Below are 19,052 nucleotides of genomic sequence, written 5' to 3' on the forward strand. Positions count from 1 at the left end.
ACGCTCAGCCCTCGCTCGAATGACCTGCCACCCCAGGCTTGCGACGGCCGTCGCGAGGGCGAAGCTACTCACCACCTCGGCGTAGCTCAACATACGAAGTTCCCTGATCTCGATAGCAGCCGCTTAACAGGAACTAGCGGGCGTTGGAGTCTGCTTGCCGGCCTCGACGGGGAGGCGGTTAATGTCATACGACTAGCCTCATAATCAGGCTCTGCGTCTTGCCTGATTGAAGTCCACGACATTCGATGGAAGCCTTCTTGGGGCTGGCGACTCGAATGGAAGCTCTTCTGAAGTTGCATGCTGCGAGAGCACCGCAGTCGCGAGCTCATATGACCATCCAGCAGCCGCTGAGAATGTCTCAATTTGCAACGCGGGGCCATATGCGATCTCCATTAGTTTACGCAATGACCTTGGCTTTTCGCGCGGCACGTGACCTGGTTCTGCGCGGTTCCAACCACGCGCACTGATTTGGCGATAGAGCCCCGTCGCTCGTTCCTGATCAATCACTCCGAGCTCTCGCGCGCGTCGCACCAGACTTTTAATCGAGACGCCCCACCTGGTCTTAAGCATCGCAAGCCCACTCAGCGTCAGTCGCTTCGGCATCTCACCTGCGAGCGCGTGAAGAGGCGTTAACAATTCAGCTGCGAATAGATCTGCTTCCGCCTCAATGTCTCTTCCCGCCGCCCGGTCCTTGTGCAACAGCAAATGTCCAAGTTCGTGGGCCACGCTAAAACGGAGGCGGTCACCAGGGACACCGTCCAAGAGCCCGATTAGGGGTTCCTTCTCGTACCAGGCGCAGAAAGCATCGAGTGAATTCTCGGCGAGCGGCAAGCCTAGGATCGTAACCCCGGTTCGTTCGATTGCAAGAACAAGATAAGGAAGTGGTTGATTAGGCGTGAATCCCATTATCTCCCGCATCGCGCGCGCAGCTTCCTGTGGAGACAGTCCGTACGCTGACTCTAGGCGTACCGGAATTGCGCTTCCGTGTGCGCGCATGCGCTTATGTTCCTCATGAATGAGCCGTGCCCATTGGAGCGCCGAAGCCTTCGACCGTTGGGTGAGTCGGCTACGGGATCTAAGTTGCGGCGAGTGACCTGCTAATTCAGGCGTTGGGTCGCGAGTAAAGAAATCAACGGTGACGCCCAGCGTTGCCGCCAGGAGTGCAGTTGTCTCGCCGTCAGGCTGGCTTAGGCCCTTTTCAATCCTCGAAAGCTGCGACTGCGTCAGGTCGGGCATCCTGTCGACGAGCCCAAGTTGTGTTAGGCCGTGCATCTCGCGCAACTGCCTAACTCGCTCGCCGAAGATCACTTCTATCCCTCTAGCTGGTCGGACTTGTAACTGGGCCGCAACTCGTCAAGGTCGGCCGCACGGAGCATACTCATGCCACGCGAGAGAGGCCCGGCCCAGTCCACGATGACGCTGTCCCGGCGGTAGTCGCCGCCTAGCGGGCGGACCAGCGTCATGGGGTCGAGAAGGCGACTCTCGTCATCAGTCCAGAGAAGGAGGTGGTTGTCCGTATGGAAGTCCGACAACGCCGGCATCTGCCGCCAGAAGGCCTGCCGCCGCGCGGAGCGCCCCGGCGGTGGGATCAGATGGCTGCGCGTGCCTTCCTTGTACGGCGAGCGAAGCACCCTCACGGCCAGGCCGTTGTGGGTGATCAAGATCCCAGAGAGTGAGAGTAGCGGCCGGCCGCTGGACTCGTTGGTGGCTGTGATCCCCAGGTTGCCCAGCTCCTTCGACGCAACGCGCCGTGCCGTGTGCGAGAAGTAGTGAGGATCGTCGCCCCGTGCGAAGCCACTATCGAGATGCTGTTGCGCGGCGGCTTCGAGACCCTTGGTTAAGGCATCGAAGACGGGCTTGATGATGTTCTGCAGAGCGCGGACGCTGTCGCTGTAGGACCCCATCTGCATAATATGCCACGTAATGTCACACGGCTGCTGGTCGGCGCGCCGCGCTGCAGGCACCAGGATGGGCCGCGTCACCGTTAGTACTCAGGCACAGGTCAGCGCACGGTGATGCTGTGGCCCGGGAAGTCAGCGACGATGCGGATGCGGCCGCCGAGGGCTGCGACGTAGCGGCTGATGGTGTCGACCTCGGTGCGGGTGAGATCGCCGCGTTCGATCTCGCTGACGCGCTTCTGGCTGACGCCCATGTCGCGAGCGACGTCGGTCTGGGTGCGGTGCTGCTCGCGCCGGATCTCCGCCAGGCGGTACGCGGCCTCTTCCGCCTCCAGTTCGGCACGGGCCTGAGCAACGGCGGCCTCGTCGAGGTTCAGCTTCGCGCGGGTCTCCGCCCACGTCGGCCAGCGCGCAGTATCGGTCGTGGTCTCGATCTCCTGAGTCATCTCTCGCCCCCTATGCCTTGCCCTCGTCGAGCATGGTCAGCCACTCGTCGTATCGGTCGTCTGCGAGCGGGATGGACGCCTTGTACCAGCGTTCCCACTCACCTCGCTTGTCGCCAGCCACCAGGAGGATGGCGGCGCGCCGTGGATCGAACACGAACAAGATCCGTACCGTGCGCGCACGCAGCTCCTTCATGTTGTGGTGCCGGCTGCCCTTGATGCTGTCCACCGTCGGCCTACCCAGCGCCGGCCCGTCCTCAGCCAGGCGGTCAAGAGCTGCGGCGACAGTCACCGCGGTCGTTCCAGTCAGGCCCTCCAACCATCTGGCGACGTCAGGGTGTTCGTGAATCACCCAGGCATCCATCAATATACCTCACAACTTCTAGTAGGCAGGCGGTATGTCCCGTCAGCTCACGGTCATCGCCAAGCCACCCTTCCGATGGACCGCTCACGGCGGCCGGCTCGTCGCTCGTCCCGGCATCGGGGAATCTGAGGCAACGAGCCGGCCGCCCTTGCGGAGCCGCTAGCAGTCAGTCACGCCGTTCACGGGTTCCGTCCAGCTCGGTCGCCCGGTCGGCGGCCTCGGACAGCGCCGCTGCGATGTCGGGCACGCTCGGCGTCGCCAGCAGGTAGCCGGCCGTCGACGCCCATGGGGTAGTCACAGTCAGCTCGACACACACAGACGCCCGCGGCTGGACGCGTTGAGCAACGTTGACGCCGACCACGCCGGCACCGTTGATCCCGCCCTTGACTGACGCAAGGTACTTGCGGTGCACCGCGTGCATGCCGGTCTCGTCGCACCACTTCACCGAGCACGCCGCATTGCGGCCGGTCAGCCCGGTCACGGCTGGCGCTCCTGCTCAGCGATGTACAGCTGGCGCACGTCCTCCAGCGACGCGCGCAGTTCGCTCAACCGGTCCGCCAGCTCCGGAACCCCGGAGAACGTCTCCGCATGCTCCTCGACCAGCCGGACGGAGCGGTCCAGCGTCTCCATGTGAACTTCGAGGGCGAGTGCTCGGCCAGCGGCACGATCGAGCCGGCCGCGGAACCCAATCACGAGCCCACCGCGACGCTGGTAGAGCCGGTCCAGACGCTCGATGATCTGCTCGTCAGTCATGCCCGGCAGATACACCCGCGCGTCGGACAGGATCGTGGGTGTCCAGCCGGCCCGCTGCGCGATGGTGCCGAGGCGATGCATCTCATCGGCCAGCTGGTGCGCCTCGATGGCGGTGATGGCGAAGTGCGCGTACTGCTCGCTGCCCTCCGGCTTCACGACCACGTCGATGGTCGGGCCTTCCTCGTCATGGAAGACCACGACCTCTCCAACGTCGTGATGGATGAACGGTGCGCGGGTGATGATCTCTCGCTTCTTCGGCTTCGGTACAGTGACCACGGGTCTCTCCTGGGTAGCTCAGGTGGGATCAAGTCCCCGGTCCGGTGTTCACGCACCGGCCGGGGGCGACTAAGGGATGAGGTCGACCACCCGTAGCGGCGGACCACGCGCCGACCGCGTTCGTCTCAGTTTCCGTCTCAGTTGGGGTCGTTCAGCCACGTTCGGCGGGTATGAGCACCCCACGCTCACCACGGCAGCAGACGCCGATGAACGGCCCCGAACGGGCGGTGGCAAGCCTGCTAAGCGGGTTGAGGGCTCAAACCCTCTCGCGGGTTCAAATCCCGCCGCCTCCGCCCCACCAGCACCAACGCAGAGGGCCGGTCCCACCAGGACCGGCCCGACGTGCGTCCGGGCTCAGGGGCGCGCGTCCAGCTTCGCGAGCAACGCCGCAGCGATGGCGTCGGTCTCCCGGATCGACAATGTCGGCACGCCGTCCCAGTGTGTTCCGCCTTCAGCAAGGGTCGCCGCCACGTGAAAGTGGACATGCGGCACTGACTGATGTGCTGGAACCCCGTTGTTCTGCCACACGGCCACGCCCTCGGCGCTGTGCGCACGAGCGACCGCGGCCGCCCACCGTTGCACGCTCCGCATGAGCGCTTCGGCCACGTGCGTCGGAACGTCGATGATCGTTTCGTGGTGGTCGACCGGGATGACCAGCACGTGGCCACGCCCTCGCTGTTCACGCGTCACCAGCACCGCGGTCAGAGCGTCTCTGCCGATGATGGTGTAGGGCCTTCGACCAGCCAGGTACTCGCAGAACGCGCACGGGTCGTCGATCGGGACCTGGATCGGCATCCGCGAACGGTACCGACCATCGCGTACGCCCAGGTGCGGGACCGGCCCGACGAGCGTGGGGGGCTTGTAGCGTGACGCCATGGCGTGCCGCATGTCGGAACTCATCGTCAAGTGCCGAGACCCGCAGGGGCTGGCGGCGTTCTGGTGCGAGGTGCTCGACTACGTCGTCCTCGACACCGAGGACGGGGTGGAGATCGGGCCGCGGGAGGGGTTCGGCGGGTTGCAGCCGACCATGATCTTCAGCGCGAGCTCCGATCCCGAGCTGGGTCCGCTGCGGCTGCACTTCGACGTCAACCCCACGGACCGCGACCAGGACGCGGAGCTGGAGCGGCTGCTGGCCCTCGGGGCACGCCCGGCCGACGTCGGGCAGACGGGAGAGGAGTCGTGGCATGTGCTGGCCGATCCGGAGGGCAACGAGTTCTGCCTGCTCCGCACCCGGCTGAGCTGAGGCCGCACGTGCAGGAGACCGATCCGCGGCTGCGGCACTGGCGCACCCGCCTGGCGGCCCGCGCGGAGGAGGCGGCGACGGCGGTGGGTGCGATCCCGGGAGTGGCCGGGGTGGTGCTCGGCGGCAGCTTCGGGCGCGGCGAGCACTGGCCGCTCAGCGATCTCGACCTCATCGTCGTCGGCGCCGGCCGGCCGGTCGCGGAGCTGGCCGCCGAGGTCGACCAGTGCGCGTACCAGCTGAGCGAGATGTGGGGGACCAGCGGCATCTACACGGCCGTCGACGCGGGGCGGCTGACGTTCGACGCGGGCGAGCTGGGGGAAGATCCGGCGGGGCGCATGGACGATCACCGCTGGCTGCACGGCCTCGACAAGGTCTACGGCGGCCGCCCGGCCCGCGACGACGACGGCGTCGCGTCGGCGCTGCTGGAGCTGTCGGCCCGCCGGCGCTTCGACGAGGCCGTCGTCGGCCGCCGGGTGGAGGCGTGGCTCGCGACGGCGCGACGGTCGCTCGCCGACGCCGAGCGGCGGGCGGACGACGACGCCACCGCCGCCTGGATCGCCGTCCGGCAGGCCGCGACCGCGATCGCCGAGGTCGCGACCGAACGCTGGGGCGAGCGGGCCGGCTCGCTCGGGCGGTACTGGACGCTCTTCGAGGCCCGCGCCCACCGCCACGGCGACCCCGCGTTCGCCGACCGGCTGCTCACCGCGGCGCACGCGCATCCCACACCACCCGTGGACGTCCCGGAATGGCTGGCCGACCGCATCGCCCTCTCCTATGAGGCCCGGCAGCTCGTCGGCGAGGACGTCACCCCCGAACAGAACGCGCGCGACAACCAGCTCGCCTACGCCGGCCTCTACCATCGCCGCTTCCCGCGCTCGGCGTACACCTGGATGCGCCCACCACCGGACGCGGGCGTCCGCGCCGCCGTCGGCGCCCTGCGGACCCTGGCCCGATTGTGACCGAATCGGACATACGCCCCCATCGGGGATGTTGCTAGGGTCGGATCGCTTCGATGTGCTCACGAGAGGTTTCCGCAGGTGATCACTTCGTCCAAGCGGTCCGCGGCAGCGGCTGCCCTGATTCTGTCCGCCGGCGTCCTGGCCGGGTGTGGTGGCGGTGACGACGACGCCGCGAGCGGTGAGTCGACGCCGACGCCGGCGTGGGATTCGACGCCGGGGGTGCCGGGAAGCGCGGAGGCCACACCGGCCGCCACCGACGACCCGCAGGCCGCACCCGACGCACCCGAGGCGCCCGAGGCACCCGTCGACGACGGCGGCGAGCCACCGGCCGGTGATCCGGCCGACGGCGGCACCGGCGGCACGGACGGGGGCGGCGACGCCGCAGGAGCACCAGCCGACGGCGACACCGGCGGCGGGGAGCAGCCCGACCCCGGCGGCGACGACGGTGACGGCGACGCGCCGCCGCCGGTCGCCCAGCCGATCGACGCCTGCACGCTGGGCGCCGACGCCATCGCCACGCTGGTCGGACCCGCCCCGGCGCCCGAGGACCTGTCCGACCCGGCCGAGTTCGGGCCGTCCTGCGGCTGGACCGGCGCCGGCGGCGAGCTGGTGCTCAACGTCTCGACGTTCGACGACTGGGTGGGCGCCGCCGGCGCGCTCGGCGCCGCCGAGACCGTCGACGGGCTCGGGACGGAGGCGTGGGAGGCGCTCGGCGCGCCGTCGAACCTGCAGGTCGCCTGGCGCCGCGACGACGTCTCGGTGTCGGTGTCGGCCAGCCTTGCCAGCGGTGGCGCCGAGATCGTCGACGTCGCGCGGGCCATCGACGCCGCGCTGCAGGCCGCGGGCTACTAGCTGATCACGTAGTCGTCGCCGACGGCGCGCTGCAGCTCGGACTTCGACACGTCCGGCGGCGACGGCGCGGTGAGGTGCCAGCGGTGCCCGTACGGGTCGAACAGCCAGCCGCCGCGGCCGTGCGGCGAGTCGGTGACCGGACGGTCGACGGTGGCACCGGCCGCGACCGCGCGCTCGAACAGGCCGTCGACGTCGTCGACCTCGAGCACGAGCGACACGGACGAACGCCCCGGCGTGGGCGCGTACACGCCGCCGTCGGGCCACTCGTCGGCGATCATGACGCGGGCGCCCTGCACGGTGAACTCGGCGTGCCCGACGGTGCCCGCGGCGGGGTCGGTCCAGCGGCTGGTCTCGACCGCGCCGAACGCCGCCGCGTAGAACTCGAGCGCGGCCGCGGTGTCCTTGGCACAGAGATACGGGGTGACGGTGGCCATGAGTCTCTCCTTCCGGCCCGATCCACGCTAGACCCGCGGCGGCCGCCCCCGCTTGGACGAATGGGACCTCACGGCGCCGCGTACAATCCGAGGTCGACGGCGCGCAGCGCGAGCAGCAGGTCGGCCCGGATCAGCTGCTCCGGACCGGCCAGGTCCAGCAGCGACGACACCCGGCGCAGCCGGTACGAGACGGTGTTCTCGTGCACCTCCAGTCGCTCGGCCGTCCGCCGCACCGACAGCCCGGTCGCCAGATACGCCCGGACGGTGTCGACGAGCTGCCCCTGCCCGGCCAGCGGCTGCAACGCCCGGGCCGCCAGCCGGCGCGCGTCCAGCGGGTTGTCGATCAGCATGACGTCCGCGATGACCTGGTCGAACGGGACGACGACGCGGTCCAGCCCGGCCCGCCGGCCGGCCTCCAGCGCCGCCACGGCCTCACGGCAGGACGCGGCCGCCTCACCCAGCCGGTCCCGCGGCTCGCCCAGCCCGATGACCGTCCCCGCCGCCATGCCCGGTCGCCGCGCTGCCCGCGACAGCATGTCGCCGAGCCCCGGCAGGTCCGGCAGCACCAGCAGGATCGTCGCGTCCTTCGAGCCGACCAGGATCCGCGACCGCAGCCGCGGCCGCAGCACGTCGACGATCTCCCGCTGCGCCCGCGCCACCTGCAACGGATCGTCGCCCGCCCCACCCACCGCCACGGCGCGATGGGGGACCTGCGCGGCAACGCCGATCAACCGGGCCGTTCCTCGACGTGCGCCGGGTCCAGCGGTTCGCCGCCGGCCAGCCGCGACACCAGGTCGGTCGCGATCTGGTCGAGGTGCGCCGCCGCTTCGCTGCGCGTGCGCCGGTACGCCTCCGTCGACACGGCGACCATGACGTCGACCGCGCCGGCCAGCAGCCGGGCCAGCCGCGTGTACTCGTCCGGCGGCATCGGCGGGCCGGCGGCGACCAGTTGGTCCAGCAGCCGCCGCTCGGCCGAGTGCCACGACGCGACGACGCCCTCGATCGGCACGCCCTGGACGGCCCGCCGTTCACCCAGTTGCGCCGCCGGCGTCACCTCGTCCGGCCGCAGGCCGCGGTTCCCGGCGACCGCGACCAGCAGCGCGCGCAGGTTGGGTGTGACGACGCCGACGAGGTCGTCGAGGTCCATGCGGGCGTCGTCGTAGCCGGGCAGCCGTTCCCAGACGTCGCCGACGAGCGACTGCGCCACGTCGGGGACGCGGCTGAGGAGGAGCTCGGCCCGTTGTGTCAGATCCACAAAACGTAGTGTGACAACTTCCGGAGATACCCCATAGAGCGACGGGCAGATTGTGGACAACATGGCACCCCAGCAGACGTCGGCGACCGGGGAGGCATTCGTGAGCACCGAGCGTGACACCACAGCCGTCCAGAGCACCGTGGCCGCGGACATGGAGGACCATGCCCTCGAGCCGGTCCCCGCCGACCGGCGCAAACCGCTGATCCAGCTGATCGTCGTCCAGATGGGCTGGAACATCAGCGTCAGCAGCTTCCTCGTCGGCGGCGTGGTCGGCGGCGGCACCTCGTTCACCGAGGGCCTGCTGGCGATCCTGCTCGGCAACGTGCTGCTCGCGGTGGTCGCCAGCCTGGTCGGCATGGTCGGCTTCCGCACCGGCCTGACCAGCTACCTCACGTCGCGTGCGGTGTTCGGAACGCATGGCGCGGTGGTGGTGTCGCTGTTCCTCGGCGTCGTGGCGATGGGCTTCATCGGCGTGCTGATGGACACCTGGGGGCTGGCGGTGAACCAGCTGATCCCGGAGATCCCGAAGTGGGCGTTCATCGTGGCGTTCAGCGGGGCGATCCTCACCACGGCGATCTTCGGGTTCAAGGGCCTGCAGCGGTACTCGGCGATCGCCGTGCCCGTGCAGGTGGCGATCGCGCTGTTCGCGCTGGTCCGCATCGGCGATCTCGACGGCGGGTTCAGCGACGTCGTCAACTACACGCCGGCCGCGCCGATCGGCTTCTCGGTGGCCATCGGCGCCGTCATCGCGACGTGGGTCACCGGCGCCGCGCTGGTCGGCGACGTGCAGCGCTACGCCGTCCGCGCCCGCGACGTCGTCATCTCCAGCTTCTGCGGTTTCGCCGTCGGCGCCGCGGTCTTCGAGCTCATCGCGACGGTCTCGGCGATGAAGGTCGGCAACAGCAACTTCGTCGTCGTCATGCAGGGCCTCGGGCTGCTCGCGCCGGCCGCGGTCATGCTCTTCCTCGCGCTGTGGAACACCGCGGACAACAACATCTACTCGGCGTCGCTGGCGTTCACGAACGCGTCGAACACACTCGGCCTCAAGGTCGCGAAGCCGGTGTGGACGGTGTTCGCGGTGCTGATCGCGCTGCTCATCGCGTTCGTCGGGCTGGCGGCGGAGTTCCAGCGCTTCCTCGGCGTCATCTCGGTGGTGGTGCCGCCGTTCGCCGGCGTGCTGATCGCGTACTTCTGGGTCGTGGTCCGGCGCTGGGACGCGACCGAGCTGCTGCGCACCGCCCCGTCGGTGCGGTGGGAGGCGCTGGGCTGCTGGGTGGCCGGCGCACTGATCGCCCGGTACACCGACCTGATCATCGCCGACGCGATCGAGGGCCTGATCGCCGGATTCGTCCTGTACGCCGTCGTCGGCACCGCGGTCAGCCGATGGCGCGACCCGTCCCCGGCCGCGGAGGTGCGCTCGTGAGGTTCGGACTCGGCGTCCCGACCGGGACCGAGGGGCTCATGTACCCGGTCCCGTACGCGGACATCGACCAGGCGGTCGAGCTGGCGGTGACGGCGGAACGGCTCGGCTTCGAGTCGATCTGGGGCAACGACCACCTGACGACGCAGCGCTACGTCCGCGCCGAGTTCGACCAGGCGCCGCGCTACTACGACCCGTTCGGCTACCTGAGCTACGTCGCCGCCGTCACGGAGAGCATCCGGCTGGCGACGGCGGTCATGGTGCTGCCGTTCCGGCACCCCGTCGTCGCCGCGAAGCAGGCCGCCACGCTGGACCAGCTGTCGCACGGACGGGCGGTGCTCGGCGTCGGCATCGGCGCGTACCGCGAGGAGCTGGAGGCGGTCGAGCCGCGCCGCAAGGTGCACCGCGGCGAGCACGCCGAGGAGGCCATCCCGGCGCTGCGCGCGCTGCTGACCGAGCGGTCGGCGTCGTTCCACGGCACCTGGGTGGAGTTCACCGACGTCGAGAGCTTCCCGAAGCCGTACCGGGACCGGTGGCTGCCGATCCTGTCCGGCGGCAACTCGCCCGGCTCGCGCTCGCGGGCGGCGCGGTACGGCGACGGCTGGCTGCCGGCCTGCCTCACGCCCGACGAGGTCCGGGACGCCCTGGCCGGCATCACGGCCGAGGCCGCGGAGCACGGCCGCGAACTTCCCGACGACTTCGACGTCGCGCTGCAGGTCGCCGTCAGCGTCGCGCCGACCCGCGAGGAGGCCTGGCGCCGGTTCGAGTCGTCGCAGGTCTTCAAGCATCTCGCGTCGCTGTCGAAGACCACCTTGAAGGACCAGGGCGTCGGCGACCTCGCCGCCCGCAACCTCATCGGCACCCCTGACGACGTCGCCGCGCAGGTCCGCGCCTACCGCGACGCCGGGGTGACGACCTTGGCCGGCCTGCTGTTCGCCGTCGACACCGTCGCGGAGACGACCGACGCGATGGCCGGGTTCAGCGAGACGATCATCGCCGCCGAGACGAAGGGCAGCCGATGACGGCCGGCCTCCCCACCAAGCCCGCGATCGACACCGCCGCCCTCGCCCGGGACCGCCTGGCCCGGCTGCGTGCGCGGCTCGCGGACCAGCCCTACGACGCGGTCGTGCTGACCGAGCCGGAGAGCGTCCTGTACGCGACCGGCTACCGCAGCATGCCCGGTCAGGTGTTCCGCACCCATCGGATGGCGGCGCTGGTGACCGCCACCGACCTCTGGCTGGTGGCGCCGGCGGCAGACGTGCCCGCCGGCGCCACCGTCCTGCCCGTCGACCGGATCTCGCCGTTCGGCCGGTTCTACGTCGAGTCCGGCACGCCCGACCCGGTCACCGAGGTCGCCGACCGGCACGACGGGCTGGCCTCGGCGCTGGCCGCCGCGGTCGCGACGCTGCCGTCGTCGGCGCGGCTGGCGGTCGAGACCCGCGACGTGCCCGCCGACGTGCTCGCGGCCTGCGGCGACGTGGTCGAGGACGGCGCCGGCCTGCTGTTCGCCGTCCGGTCGCGCAAGCTCCCCGCCGAGGTGGAGCTGCTGGCCTACGCCGCCCAGCTGGCCGAGGCCGGCATCGACGCCGCGCTGGCCGCGGCCGGGCCGGGTACCACGGAGGCCGAGCTGGCCGCCGTCGTCGCCGGGACCATGGTGGCCGGCGGCGGCGACCCGCGCTTCGTCGTCGCGCTCACCGGCGAGCGGTCCGCCCTCGCCGACGCCGTCCCGTCCGGACGCGCCTGGAAGCCGGGCGAGATCGCCCGGTTCGACGTCGGCTGCGTCGTCGACGGCTACTGGTCCGACATCGGCCGCACCGCCGTGCTCGGCGAGCCGTCGGCCCGGCAGCGCGACGTGTACGCCGCGGTGAAGGCCGGAGAGGACGAGCAGCTGGCGGCCGCGCGGCCGGGACTGCCCGCGTCGACGCTGTTCGGGATCGGCCTCGACGCGGTCGCGCGCGGCGTCCCCCGGTACCGTCGGCAGCACTGCGGGCACGGCATCGGGCTGTCGATCTACGAGCCGCCGATCGTCGCGCCCGGCGTCGGCACCGAGCTGGCCGAGGGCATGACGTTCTGTTTCGAGACGCCGTACTACGAGCTGGGATGGGGCGGGATGATGGTCGAGGACGCGGTCGTCGTGACCTCCGGCGGCGTGGAGCGGCTCACCCGGTCCGGCCGCGACCTGAGTGTGGTGGCGGCATGACGTACACCCGGACGCTCGCGTGCCTGCGCTGCGCGGCGAGCTACGCCGACCCGTCGCTGGAGCTGGTCGGCCGCGGCTGCCCGGCCTGCGAGGCGGACGGGGTGCCGGCCAACGTGTTGCCGGTCTACGACCTCGCCGGGCTGAGCGCCGTGCCGGTGTCCGGCGGTGAGCCCGGGCTGTTCCGGTACCGCGCGCTGCTGCCGCTGGCCGCCGGGACCCCGGCGGTCTCGCTGGCCGAGGGGGCGACCCCGGTCGTCGACCTGCCGGCCGTCGCCGAGCGCCTGGGCGTCGCGTCCGTCGTCGTCAAGGACGAGACCCGCAACCCGACGTGGTCGTACAAGGACCGGCTGGCGTCGGTCGCCGTCACGAAGGCCGTCGAGCTGGGCATCGACACCGTCGTCGTCGCGAGCACCGGCAACCATGGCGCCGCCATCGCGGCGTACGCGGCGCGGGCCGGGCTGCGCTGCGTCGTGCTGACGGTGGCCAGCGTGCCGTCGACGATGAAGACGCTGATGCAGGCGTACGGCGCGTCGGTGGTCGCGCTGCCCGAGCCGCGGCAGCGGTGGTCGCTGATGCGCGAGCTGGTCGAGAAGTTCGGCTGGCTGGCGATGTCCGGCCACGCCGACCCGCCCGTCGGGTCCAACCCGTACGGCGTCGACGGCTACAAGACCATCGCCTACGAACTGGCCGACCAGCTCGACGCGCCGCCCGACGTCGTCGTGGTGCCCGCCGCGTACGCCGACGGCCTGGTGGGCGTCGCCCGCGGCTTCGCCGACCTCGTCGAGCTGGGCGTGCTGGAGCGGTCGCCGCGCATGGTGGCGGCCGAGCCGTTCGGACCACACGCCGCCGCGCTGGCCAGCGGGTCCGAGGTCGCCGGGCCGGTGCCGTACCAGCCGTCGGTCGCGTTCTCGACGGCGTCGCCGGTCGGGACGTTCCAGGGGCTCAGCGCGCTGCGCTCGACCGGCGGCGCCGCGGTCGCGGTCCCGTCCGACGAGGTCATCCTGGCCGCCCAGCGCGAGCTGGCCGCGTCCGCCGGGCTGTACCAGGAGGCGGCGTCGGCGACGGCGTGGCCGGCCCTGGCGGCGCTGGACCTGGACCCGTCCGCGTCGGTCGTCGTCATCGGGACGTCCACCGGGCTCAAGGACGTGGGCGCGACGGCGGCCACGCTGCCCGAGGTGCCGGTCATCGAGCCGGCGGTCGACGCGCTGCTGGCCGCGATCGGGTCCTGATGCGGCTGGCGTTCTCGCTCTCGGGGCACCGGCCCAGCCGGTCGGCCGTCGCCGCCGCCGTCGCCGCCGAGGAGGCCGGGTTCGACGAGGTGTGGGTCACCGAGGACTACGTCGAGCGCGGGGCGTTCGCGCTGGCCGGGGCGATCGCGCAGGCGACATCGTCGGTCCAGGTCGGTATCGGCGTGGTGAACCCGTGGACCCGCCATCCGGTCGTGCTGGCGATGGAGTTCGCGACGCTGGACGAGCTGAGCGGCGGGCGGGCGCTGGCCGGGCTCGGCGCCAGCAACGAGCGCTGGATGACCGGCCAGCTGGGCATCCCGTTCGACCGGCCGCTGAGCCGGCTGGCCGAGTCCGTGTCCGTCGTGCGCCGCCTGCTCGCGGGCGAGCACGTCCGGCATTCCGGGCCCGCGTACACCGTCGATGCCGCGCTGTCGTTCCGGCCGCTGCGCCCGGACCTGCCGATCGTGCTCGGCGTCAAGGGTCCGCGAGCGCTGGAGCTGGCGGCGGAGTCGGCCGACGGCGTGCTGCTGTCGATCCTCGCCGGGCCGTCGTACATCGAGTCGGTGCGGTCGGTGGTCGGCCCGTCGATGCGGCTGGCCGGGTACGTCGGGCTGTCGGTCGCCGATTCCGGGGCCGAGGCGCGCGACCGCATCCGGCCGCTGGTCGCCCGGTTCCTCGGCATCCACGGCGATCACCTGATCACCCGGTCCGCCGGGCTGTCGGCGTCGTCGTGCGCGGAGTTCCGGGCCGGGCTGGTCGCGGGTGCGCCGCGGGTCGACCTCGTGACGGACGACCTGCTCGACCGGCTGGTCGCCGCCGGGACGCCGGACGAGGTGGCGGCCGCGTTCGCCCGCTTCGCGGCGGCCGGCCTGGACGTCGCCGTCGTCCGCGACGACCCGGACGTCGCGCCCGAGGAGATCCTGCAGCAGGCCGCCGACGCGATGGCTGGCGGTTCGGTGGGGTCATAGCGCCACCGAACCGCCAGCCATACACGACTACATGCCGAGGCGCGCCTTGAGGCCGTCGAGCTCGGCCCACAGCAGCGTCGGCAGCTGGTCGCCGAACTTGTCGAACCACTCGGCGATGCCCGGCACCTCGGCCCGCCACTCCTCCGGGTCGACCTCGAGGCACGCGGCCAGCTGCTCCGCCGTCAGGTCCAGGCCCGAGGTGTCCAGCGACTCCGGCGTCGGCACGTGGCCGATCGGCGTCTCCGTCGCCGCCGCCAGGCCCTCCAGCCGCTCGACGACCCACTTGAGGACGCGGCCGTTCTCGCCGAAGCCCGGCCAGAGGAAGCCGCCGTCGTCGTCGCGGCGGAACCAGTTCACGTAGAAGATCTTCGGCAGCTTGACGGCGTCGGCGTCCTTGCCCATCGCGATCCAGTGCGCGAAGTAGTCGCCCGCGTTGTAGCCGATGAACGGCAGCATCGCCATCGGGTCGCGCCGGACGACGCCCACCTTGCCGGCCGCCGCCGCCGTCGTCTCCGACGAGAGCGTGGAGCCCATGAAGACGCCGTGGGTCCAGTCGCGCGCCTCGGTGACCAGCGGGATCGTGGTCGCGCGCCGTCCGCCGAAGAGGATCGCCGAGATCGGCACCCCACGCGGGTCGTCGTACTCCGACGCGATGATCGGGCACTGCTCGATGGGCGTGCAGAACCGCGAGTTCGGGTGCGAGCTGACCTCGTCGCTGTCGGGCGTCCAGTCGCGGCCCTTCCAGTCGGTCAGGTGCGCCGGCGGCTCGTCCGTCATGCCCTCCCACCAGATGTCGCCGTCGTCGGTGAGCGCGACGTTGGTGAAGACGCTGTTGCCCTTGGCGATGGTGCGCATGGCGTTCGGGTTGGTCTTCCAGCCGGTGCCGGGCGCGACGCCGAACAGGCCGAACTCCGGGTTGACGGCGTACAGCCGGCCGTCGTCGCCGAAGCGCATCCACGCGATGTCGTCGCCGAGCGTCTCGACCTTCCAGCCAGGGATGGTCGGCTCCAGCATCGCCAGGTTCGTCTTGCCGCAGGCCGACGGGAACGCGGCCGCGATGTAGTGGACGGCGCCGTGCGGTGCGGTCAGCTTCAGGATCAGCATGTGCTCGGCCAGCCAGCCCTCGTCGCGGGCCATGGCGCTGGCGATGCGCAGCGAGTAGCACTTCTTGCCCAGCAGCGAGTTGCCGCCGTAGCCGGAGCCGTACGACCAGATCATCCGCTCCTCGGGGAACTGGGTGATGAACTTGGTCTCGTTGCACGGCCACGCGACGTCCTGCTGGCCCGGCTCCAGCGGTGCGCCGACACTGTGCAGACACGGCACGAACGGCGCGTCGTCGCCCATCGCCTCGAGGACGCGGGCGCCCATGCGCGCCATGATGCGCATCGACACCGTCACGTACGGCGAGTCCGTCAGCTCGACCCCGAACATCGGGTTCGCCGCCGTCAGCGGGCCCATGCAGAACGGGATGACGTACATCGTGCGGCCGCGCATCGAGCCCTTGTAGAGCTCGGTCATCTCGGCCTTCATCTCGTTCGGGTCGCGCCAGTTGTTCGTCGGCCCCGCGTCCGCCTCGTTCACCGAGCAGATGAACGTCCGCTCCTCCACCCGCGCCACATCCGTCGGGTCCGTGCGCGCCCAGAACGAGTTCGGCTTCTTCTCCGGGTTCAGCCTGACGATCGTGCCCGCGTCGACCAGCTCGTCGGTGAGGGCCGTCCACTCCTCGTCGGAACCGTCGCACCAGTGGATACGGTCCGGCTGGGTCAGCTCCGCGACCTCGCGGACCCAGGCGAGCAAACCTGCGTGGGACGTGGGCGCGTCGTCGAGATCGTGTGCAGCTCCGGGTTCGGCGAACGTCGTCATGTAGCGGTCACCCTCTTCGTGTTCGGGGCGCGCAGTCGGCCCTGCGGCGCGTTCCGGGTATGCGGAAGCGACCCGGTCTCAGGCCATTCGGAGACGGGCGGTGTTCCGCGGGGATGCTCAGCACGCTAGGACCGGCATCTCAGGGACTGGAACCGACGATGGGGTGATCAGGACCACACAGGTGCCCGAAATTCCGGACAAAATGGACAGTGGTACGTACCTCACCGTACCGGTCGAGGTTGATGGTACGTACCAGAGGGCTGGGTTGGAGACGCAGCAGCCGCGGCGGCCGCGCCACCCGCTGGCGACGACCCGGGGCGTCTGTGTACGGACCGGACGCTACGCGTGCACGCACTCGACCCCCGCGACCTCGGGCACGTCCGCGCCCGCCGCGCCGAGATCCGCCCACAACCCGGGCGCCGCGAGCTCCGGGCACGTCCGCGCGCACGACACCGGGACCCGTCCACGGCTCGGCCCCGCGACATCGGGCATGTCCGGGCCCGCGGCACGGGACCCCGCACACGGCTCGGGCATCCCGGGGAGCCCACCCACGCACTCGCCACCCAGACCCGTCCACAGCCCGGGCACCGCGACCTCGAGGCACCTCCGGGCCCGCGGCACCGCGACCCCGCAACTCCGCGACCCCGCAACTCCGCGACCCCGCAACTCCGCGACCCCGCGACCCCGCGATGCAGCCCGCCACAGGCACGTCCGGGAACGCCGCGGCCACGGCCCGGCACGGCAGATCGGCCGCATCCGGCACACGGCGCCGAGACCCGCCCACAACCCGAAGCACCGCGAGCTCGAGGCACGTCCGGGCACACGACACCGGGACCAGCACGCGGCCCAGCACCCCGGACTGGCTCTCCCGGCACCGGGACCCGCCCATCGCCCAGGCACCCCGGATTGGACGCTCCCGGCACACAGCCGCCCAGGGCCCGTCCACAACCCGAAGCACCGCGAGCTCGAGGCACGTCCGGGCACACGACACCGGGACCAGCACGCGGCCCAGCACCCCGGACTGGCTCTCCCGGCACCGGGACCCGCCCATCGCCCAGGCACCCCGGATTGGACGCTCCCGGCACACAGCGCCCAGGGCCCGTCCACAACCCGAAGCACCGCGAGCTCGAGGCACGTCCGCGCACGCGACACCGGGACCAGCATGCGGCCCAGCACCCCGGGCTTGCGCTCCCGGCACGGGACCCGCCCATGGTCCGGCACGACCGGTCGGCTGCATCCGGAGTACGTCGCCGGGACCCCGCACACGGCTCGGGCATCCCGAATTGGGCACGCCCGGGTACGCGGCACCCAGACCCGTCCACAACCCGGGCACCGCGCGTCAAGGCACGTCTGGGCACTCGGCACCCATGCGGCGCCGCGGACCGCCCGACCCGCAGGCGCCTAGCTCACCGGCCCGTCCCCGGGATCAGACGACCGCGCCCGCCCGGATGACCGTCCGCCCCTTCTCGTTCCACAGCAGCGACGCATCGGCGAACGGGTCGCCGTCGAACAGGAGGAGGTCGCCGGCGGCGCCGGCGCCGATCCGGCCCAGGTCGTCGCGGCCGAGTAGTTGAGCGTTGACCGACGTGGCCGAGCGGAGCGCGTCCAGCACGCCGAGCACCTCGACCTGCAGCCGCAGCCCGACCAGCTGGTCGTCCTCGAGGTCGCCCATCAGGTCGGTGCCGAAGCCGACCCGGACGCCGGCGGCCCGCGCCAGTTCGATGGCGTGCTTGCCGGAGTCGAGCACCTCGCGGTTCTTGGCCTTGGAGATCGGGTTCAGCCCGACCGCGTCGCCGCGGCGGTCCATGGCGTCGTACGCGGCCAGCGTCGGCACGAGGAACGCGCCGTGGTCGGCCATCAGCCGGGCGGTCGGCTCGTCGAGGAGGTTGCCGTGCTCGATCGAGCGGACTCCGTTGACGACGGAGTGCTCGATCGCCTCCGGCGAGTACGCGTGCGCCGCGACGTACGAGCCGCGCCGGGCCGCCTCGTCGGTGATCGCGCGGACCTCGTCGACGCTGTACTGCGGCCGGTTGATGGGGTCGGTCAGCGACACCACGCCGCCCGACGTCATGATCTTGATGGCGTGGGCGCCGCGGCGGAACCGGTCGCGGACGGCCGTGCGCACCGCGTCCACCCCGTCGACGACCTCGGTCATGTGGGCGTGCCCGACGCACAGGTCACGGTCGCCGGGACGGGGGTCGCCGTGGCCGCCGGTCTGGGACAGCGCCGGGCCGGTGTAGAAGTAGCGCGGCGCCGCCACCAGGCCCTCGTCCAGCGCACTGGCCAGACCGGGATCGCCGCCGGCGACGTCGCGGACGGTGGTGAACCCGCGGCGCAGGGCGTTGTTCAGCCGCCGCGCCGCCTTGAGCGCGACGTAGCTCAGCGGGCTCGAGTCGATGCCGACCATGTCCAGCCCGATGCCGTACGCGTGGCAGTGCGCGTCGATCAGCCCCGGCACGACCGTCCCGCCCCGCGCGTCGATCGTCGTCGCGGCGCCGTCCTCGGCGGCGGCGGGGTCCACGATCACGCCGTCGACGATGTGGAGGTCGCCCTCGGTCAGCTCGGCCGAGGAGCCGTCGAAGATGCGGGCGTTCGTGATGGTCAGGCTGGCCGGCTGCTGGCCCATGGGCGGTCACCCTCTCGTCGTAGTGGTGTCATGTCACACGCTATAGGTGCTGTCTGCGCTGGTCGTCGGCGGCCTGAAAGGGCTTGGCGTGATCCGATTTCGGCCTCGACGCTCGGACCGGTACACTCGGTCACCGGTTCGCTTACGCGCGAGTCGAGCGCCCGTAGCTCAACGGATAGAGCATCTGACTACGGATCAGAAGGTTAGGGGTTCGAGTCCCTTCGGGCGCGCACACTGAGCCCCAGGCCATCGGCCTGGGGTTTCGCGCA

Annotated in this window: 20 protein-coding genes and 1 tRNA gene; 9 read left to right on the top strand and 12 right to left on the bottom strand. The window is 71.2% G+C overall.

Annotation, left to right across the window (positions count from 1 at the left end; genetic code table 11):
* Positions 1 to 204: 204 nt before the first annotated feature.
* From BLV02_RS38625 to BLV02_RS22880, 7 genes are all read right to left on the bottom strand, one after another.
* A complete protein-coding gene (locus BLV02_RS38625; RefSeq protein WP_074946609.1) occupies positions 205 to 1,308 on the bottom strand; it encodes an XRE family transcriptional regulator in 1,104 nt (367 codons plus the stop codon).
* Positions 1,309 to 1,310: 2 nt separating this feature from the next.
* The gene (locus BLV02_RS22855; RefSeq protein WP_069109452.1) at positions 1,311 to 1,982 is read right to left on the bottom strand and encodes a hypothetical protein; all 672 of its coding nucleotides are present in this window, start codon (positions 1,980 to 1,982) and stop codon (positions 1,311 to 1,313) included.
* Positions 1,983 to 2,002: 20 nt separating this feature from the next.
* Complete coding sequence (locus BLV02_RS22860; protein WP_069109451.1) at positions 2,003 to 2,344, bottom strand: helix-turn-helix domain-containing protein; 342 nt, start codon at positions 2,342 to 2,344, stop codon at positions 2,003 to 2,005.
* Between the two features lie 10 nt (positions 2,345 to 2,354).
* Positions 2,355 to 2,705 carry a type II toxin-antitoxin system RelE/ParE family toxin gene (locus BLV02_RS22865; RefSeq protein ID WP_069109450.1) on the bottom strand — a complete coding sequence of 117 codons (351 nt, stop codon included), beginning with the start codon at positions 2,703 to 2,705 and terminating at the stop codon, positions 2,355 to 2,357.
* Positions 2,706 to 2,871: 166 nt separating this feature from the next.
* Positions 2,872 to 3,186, bottom strand: a complete 315-nt coding sequence (locus tag BLV02_RS22870) for a hypothetical protein (protein WP_069109449.1) — start codon at positions 3,184 to 3,186, stop codon at positions 2,872 to 2,874.
* Positions 3,183 to 3,734 (bottom strand): hypothetical protein, encoded by a 552-nt coding sequence (locus tag BLV02_RS22875; RefSeq protein WP_069109448.1) that lies wholly within the window; start codon positions 3,732 to 3,734, stop codon positions 3,183 to 3,185. The genes BLV02_RS22870 and BLV02_RS22875 overlap by 4 nt, the downstream gene beginning before the upstream one ends.
* Before the next feature lie 354 nt (positions 3,735 to 4,088).
* Complete coding sequence (locus BLV02_RS22880; RefSeq protein ID WP_069109644.1) at positions 4,089 to 4,529, bottom strand: HIT family protein; 441 nt, start codon at positions 4,527 to 4,529, stop codon at positions 4,089 to 4,091.
* Positions 4,530 to 4,608: 79 nt separating this feature from the next.
* Between BLV02_RS22880 and BLV02_RS22885 the strand changes: the two genes are divergently transcribed.
* The 3 genes from BLV02_RS22885 (at position 4,609) to BLV02_RS22895 (ending at position 6,788) form a co-directional block, all read left to right on the top strand.
* Positions 4,609 to 4,977, top strand: a complete 369-nt coding sequence (locus BLV02_RS22885) for a VOC family protein (RefSeq protein ID WP_069109447.1) — start codon at positions 4,609 to 4,611, stop codon at positions 4,975 to 4,977.
* A gap of 8 nt (positions 4,978 to 4,985) precedes the next feature.
* Positions 4,986 to 5,936, top strand: a complete 951-nt coding sequence (locus BLV02_RS22890; protein WP_069109446.1) for a nucleotidyltransferase domain-containing protein — start codon at positions 4,986 to 4,988, stop codon at positions 5,934 to 5,936.
* A 78-nt stretch (positions 5,937 to 6,014) separates the two neighbouring features.
* Positions 6,015 to 6,788, top strand: a complete 774-nt coding sequence (locus BLV02_RS22895) for a hypothetical protein (RefSeq protein WP_069109445.1) — start codon at positions 6,015 to 6,017, stop codon at positions 6,786 to 6,788.
* Here the strand turns inward: BLV02_RS22895 and BLV02_RS22900 are convergent.
* From BLV02_RS22900 to BLV02_RS22910, 3 genes are all read right to left on the bottom strand, one after another.
* Positions 6,785 to 7,222 (bottom strand): VOC family protein, encoded by a 438-nt coding sequence (locus BLV02_RS22900; RefSeq protein WP_069109444.1) that lies wholly within the window; start codon positions 7,220 to 7,222, stop codon positions 6,785 to 6,787. The genes BLV02_RS22895 and BLV02_RS22900 overlap by 4 nt on opposite strands.
* A gap of 68 nt (positions 7,223 to 7,290) precedes the next feature.
* On the bottom strand, positions 7,291 to 7,917 hold the full coding sequence (locus BLV02_RS22905) for a PucR family transcriptional regulator (protein WP_069109443.1): 627 nt from the start codon (positions 7,915 to 7,917) through the stop codon (positions 7,291 to 7,293).
* Positions 7,918 to 7,949: 32 nt separating this feature from the next.
* Positions 7,950 to 8,477, bottom strand: a complete 528-nt coding sequence (locus tag BLV02_RS22910; protein WP_069109442.1) for an RsbRD N-terminal domain-containing protein — start codon at positions 8,475 to 8,477, stop codon at positions 7,950 to 7,952.
* Positions 8,478 to 8,577: 100 nt separating this feature from the next.
* On the opposite strand from BLV02_RS22910, the gene BLV02_RS22915 reads away from it, so the two are divergent.
* From BLV02_RS22915 to BLV02_RS22935, 5 genes are read left to right on the top strand one after another with little or no spacing between them, the layout of a single operon-like run.
* Positions 8,578 to 9,900 carry a purine-cytosine permease family protein gene (locus BLV02_RS22915; RefSeq protein WP_171906642.1) on the top strand — a complete coding sequence of 441 codons (1,323 nt, stop codon included), beginning with the start codon at positions 8,578 to 8,580 and terminating at the stop codon, positions 9,898 to 9,900.
* On the top strand, positions 9,897 to 10,919 hold the full coding sequence (locus BLV02_RS22920; protein WP_171906641.1) for an LLM class flavin-dependent oxidoreductase: 1,023 nt from the start codon (positions 9,897 to 9,899) through the stop codon (positions 10,917 to 10,919). The genes BLV02_RS22915 and BLV02_RS22920 overlap by 4 nt, the downstream gene beginning before the upstream one ends.
* Positions 10,916 to 12,097 carry a M24 family metallopeptidase gene (locus tag BLV02_RS22925; RefSeq protein ID WP_069109439.1) on the top strand — a complete coding sequence of 394 codons (1,182 nt, stop codon included), beginning with the start codon at positions 10,916 to 10,918 and terminating at the stop codon, positions 12,095 to 12,097. Before BLV02_RS22920 ends, BLV02_RS22925 begins: the two co-directional genes overlap by 4 nt.
* Positions 12,094 to 13,326, top strand: a complete 1,233-nt coding sequence (locus BLV02_RS22930; RefSeq protein ID WP_083288251.1) for a threonine synthase — start codon at positions 12,094 to 12,096, stop codon at positions 13,324 to 13,326. The genes BLV02_RS22925 and BLV02_RS22930 overlap by 4 nt, the downstream gene beginning before the upstream one ends.
* Positions 13,326 to 14,294 carry an LLM class flavin-dependent oxidoreductase gene (locus BLV02_RS22935; RefSeq protein ID WP_069109438.1) on the top strand — a complete coding sequence of 323 codons (969 nt, stop codon included), beginning with the start codon at positions 13,326 to 13,328 and terminating at the stop codon, positions 14,292 to 14,294. The genes BLV02_RS22930 and BLV02_RS22935 overlap by 1 nt, the downstream gene beginning before the upstream one ends.
* 27 nt (positions 14,295 to 14,321) lie before the next feature.
* Here the strand turns inward: BLV02_RS22935 and BLV02_RS22940 are convergent, their stop codons facing one another.
* Positions 14,322 to 16,157, bottom strand: a complete 1,836-nt coding sequence (locus BLV02_RS22940; protein WP_069109437.1) for a phosphoenolpyruvate carboxykinase (GTP) — start codon at positions 16,155 to 16,157, stop codon at positions 14,322 to 14,324.
* A gap of 1,426 nt (positions 16,158 to 17,583) precedes the next feature.
* Complete coding sequence (locus BLV02_RS22950) at positions 17,584 to 18,783, bottom strand: metal-dependent hydrolase family protein (protein ID WP_069109435.1); 1,200 nt, start codon at positions 18,781 to 18,783, stop codon at positions 17,584 to 17,586.
* A 157-nt stretch (positions 18,784 to 18,940) separates the two neighbouring features.
* Between BLV02_RS22950 and BLV02_RS22955 the strand changes: the two genes are divergently transcribed.
* A tRNA-Arg gene (locus tag BLV02_RS22955) sits at positions 18,941 to 19,013 on the top strand.
* Positions 19,014 to 19,052 lie beyond the last annotated feature (39 nt).

The organism is Jiangella alba, assembly GCF_900106035.1.
Lineage (GTDB): Bacteria > Actinomycetota > Actinomycetes > Jiangellales > Jiangellaceae > Jiangella > Jiangella alba.

Coding starts and splice junctions, on each gene's coding strand:
- BLV02_RS22860 (WP_069109451.1), bottom strand. CDS start 2,344: ATGACTCAGGAGATCGAGACCACGACCGATACTGCGCGCTGGCCGACG.
- BLV02_RS22930 (WP_083288251.1), top strand. CDS start 12,094: ATGACGTACACCCGGACGCTCGCGTGCCTGCGCTGCGCGGCGAGCTAC.
- BLV02_RS22925 (WP_069109439.1), top strand. CDS start 10,916: ATGACGGCCGGCCTCCCCACCAAGCCCGCGATCGACACCGCCGCCCTC.
- BLV02_RS22935 (WP_069109438.1), top strand. CDS start 13,326: ATGCGGCTGGCGTTCTCGCTCTCGGGGCACCGGCCCAGCCGGTCGGCC.
- BLV02_RS22885 (WP_069109447.1), top strand. CDS start 4,609: ATGGCGTGCCGCATGTCGGAACTCATCGTCAAGTGCCGAGACCCGCAG.
- BLV02_RS22865 (WP_069109450.1), bottom strand. CDS start 2,705: ATGGATGCCTGGGTGATTCACGAACACCCTGACGTCGCCAGATGGTTG.
- BLV02_RS22950 (WP_069109435.1), bottom strand. CDS start 18,783: ATGGGCCAGCAGCCGGCCAGCCTGACCATCACGAACGCCCGCATCTTC.
- BLV02_RS22900 (WP_069109444.1), bottom strand. CDS start 7,222: ATGGCCACCGTCACCCCGTATCTCTGTGCCAAGGACACCGCGGCCGCG.
- BLV02_RS22880 (WP_069109644.1), bottom strand. CDS start 4,529: ATGCCGATCCAGGTCCCGATCGACGACCCGTGCGCGTTCTGCGAGTAC.
- BLV02_RS22940 (WP_069109437.1), bottom strand. CDS start 16,157: ATGACGACGTTCGCCGAACCCGGAGCTGCACACGATCTCGACGACGCG.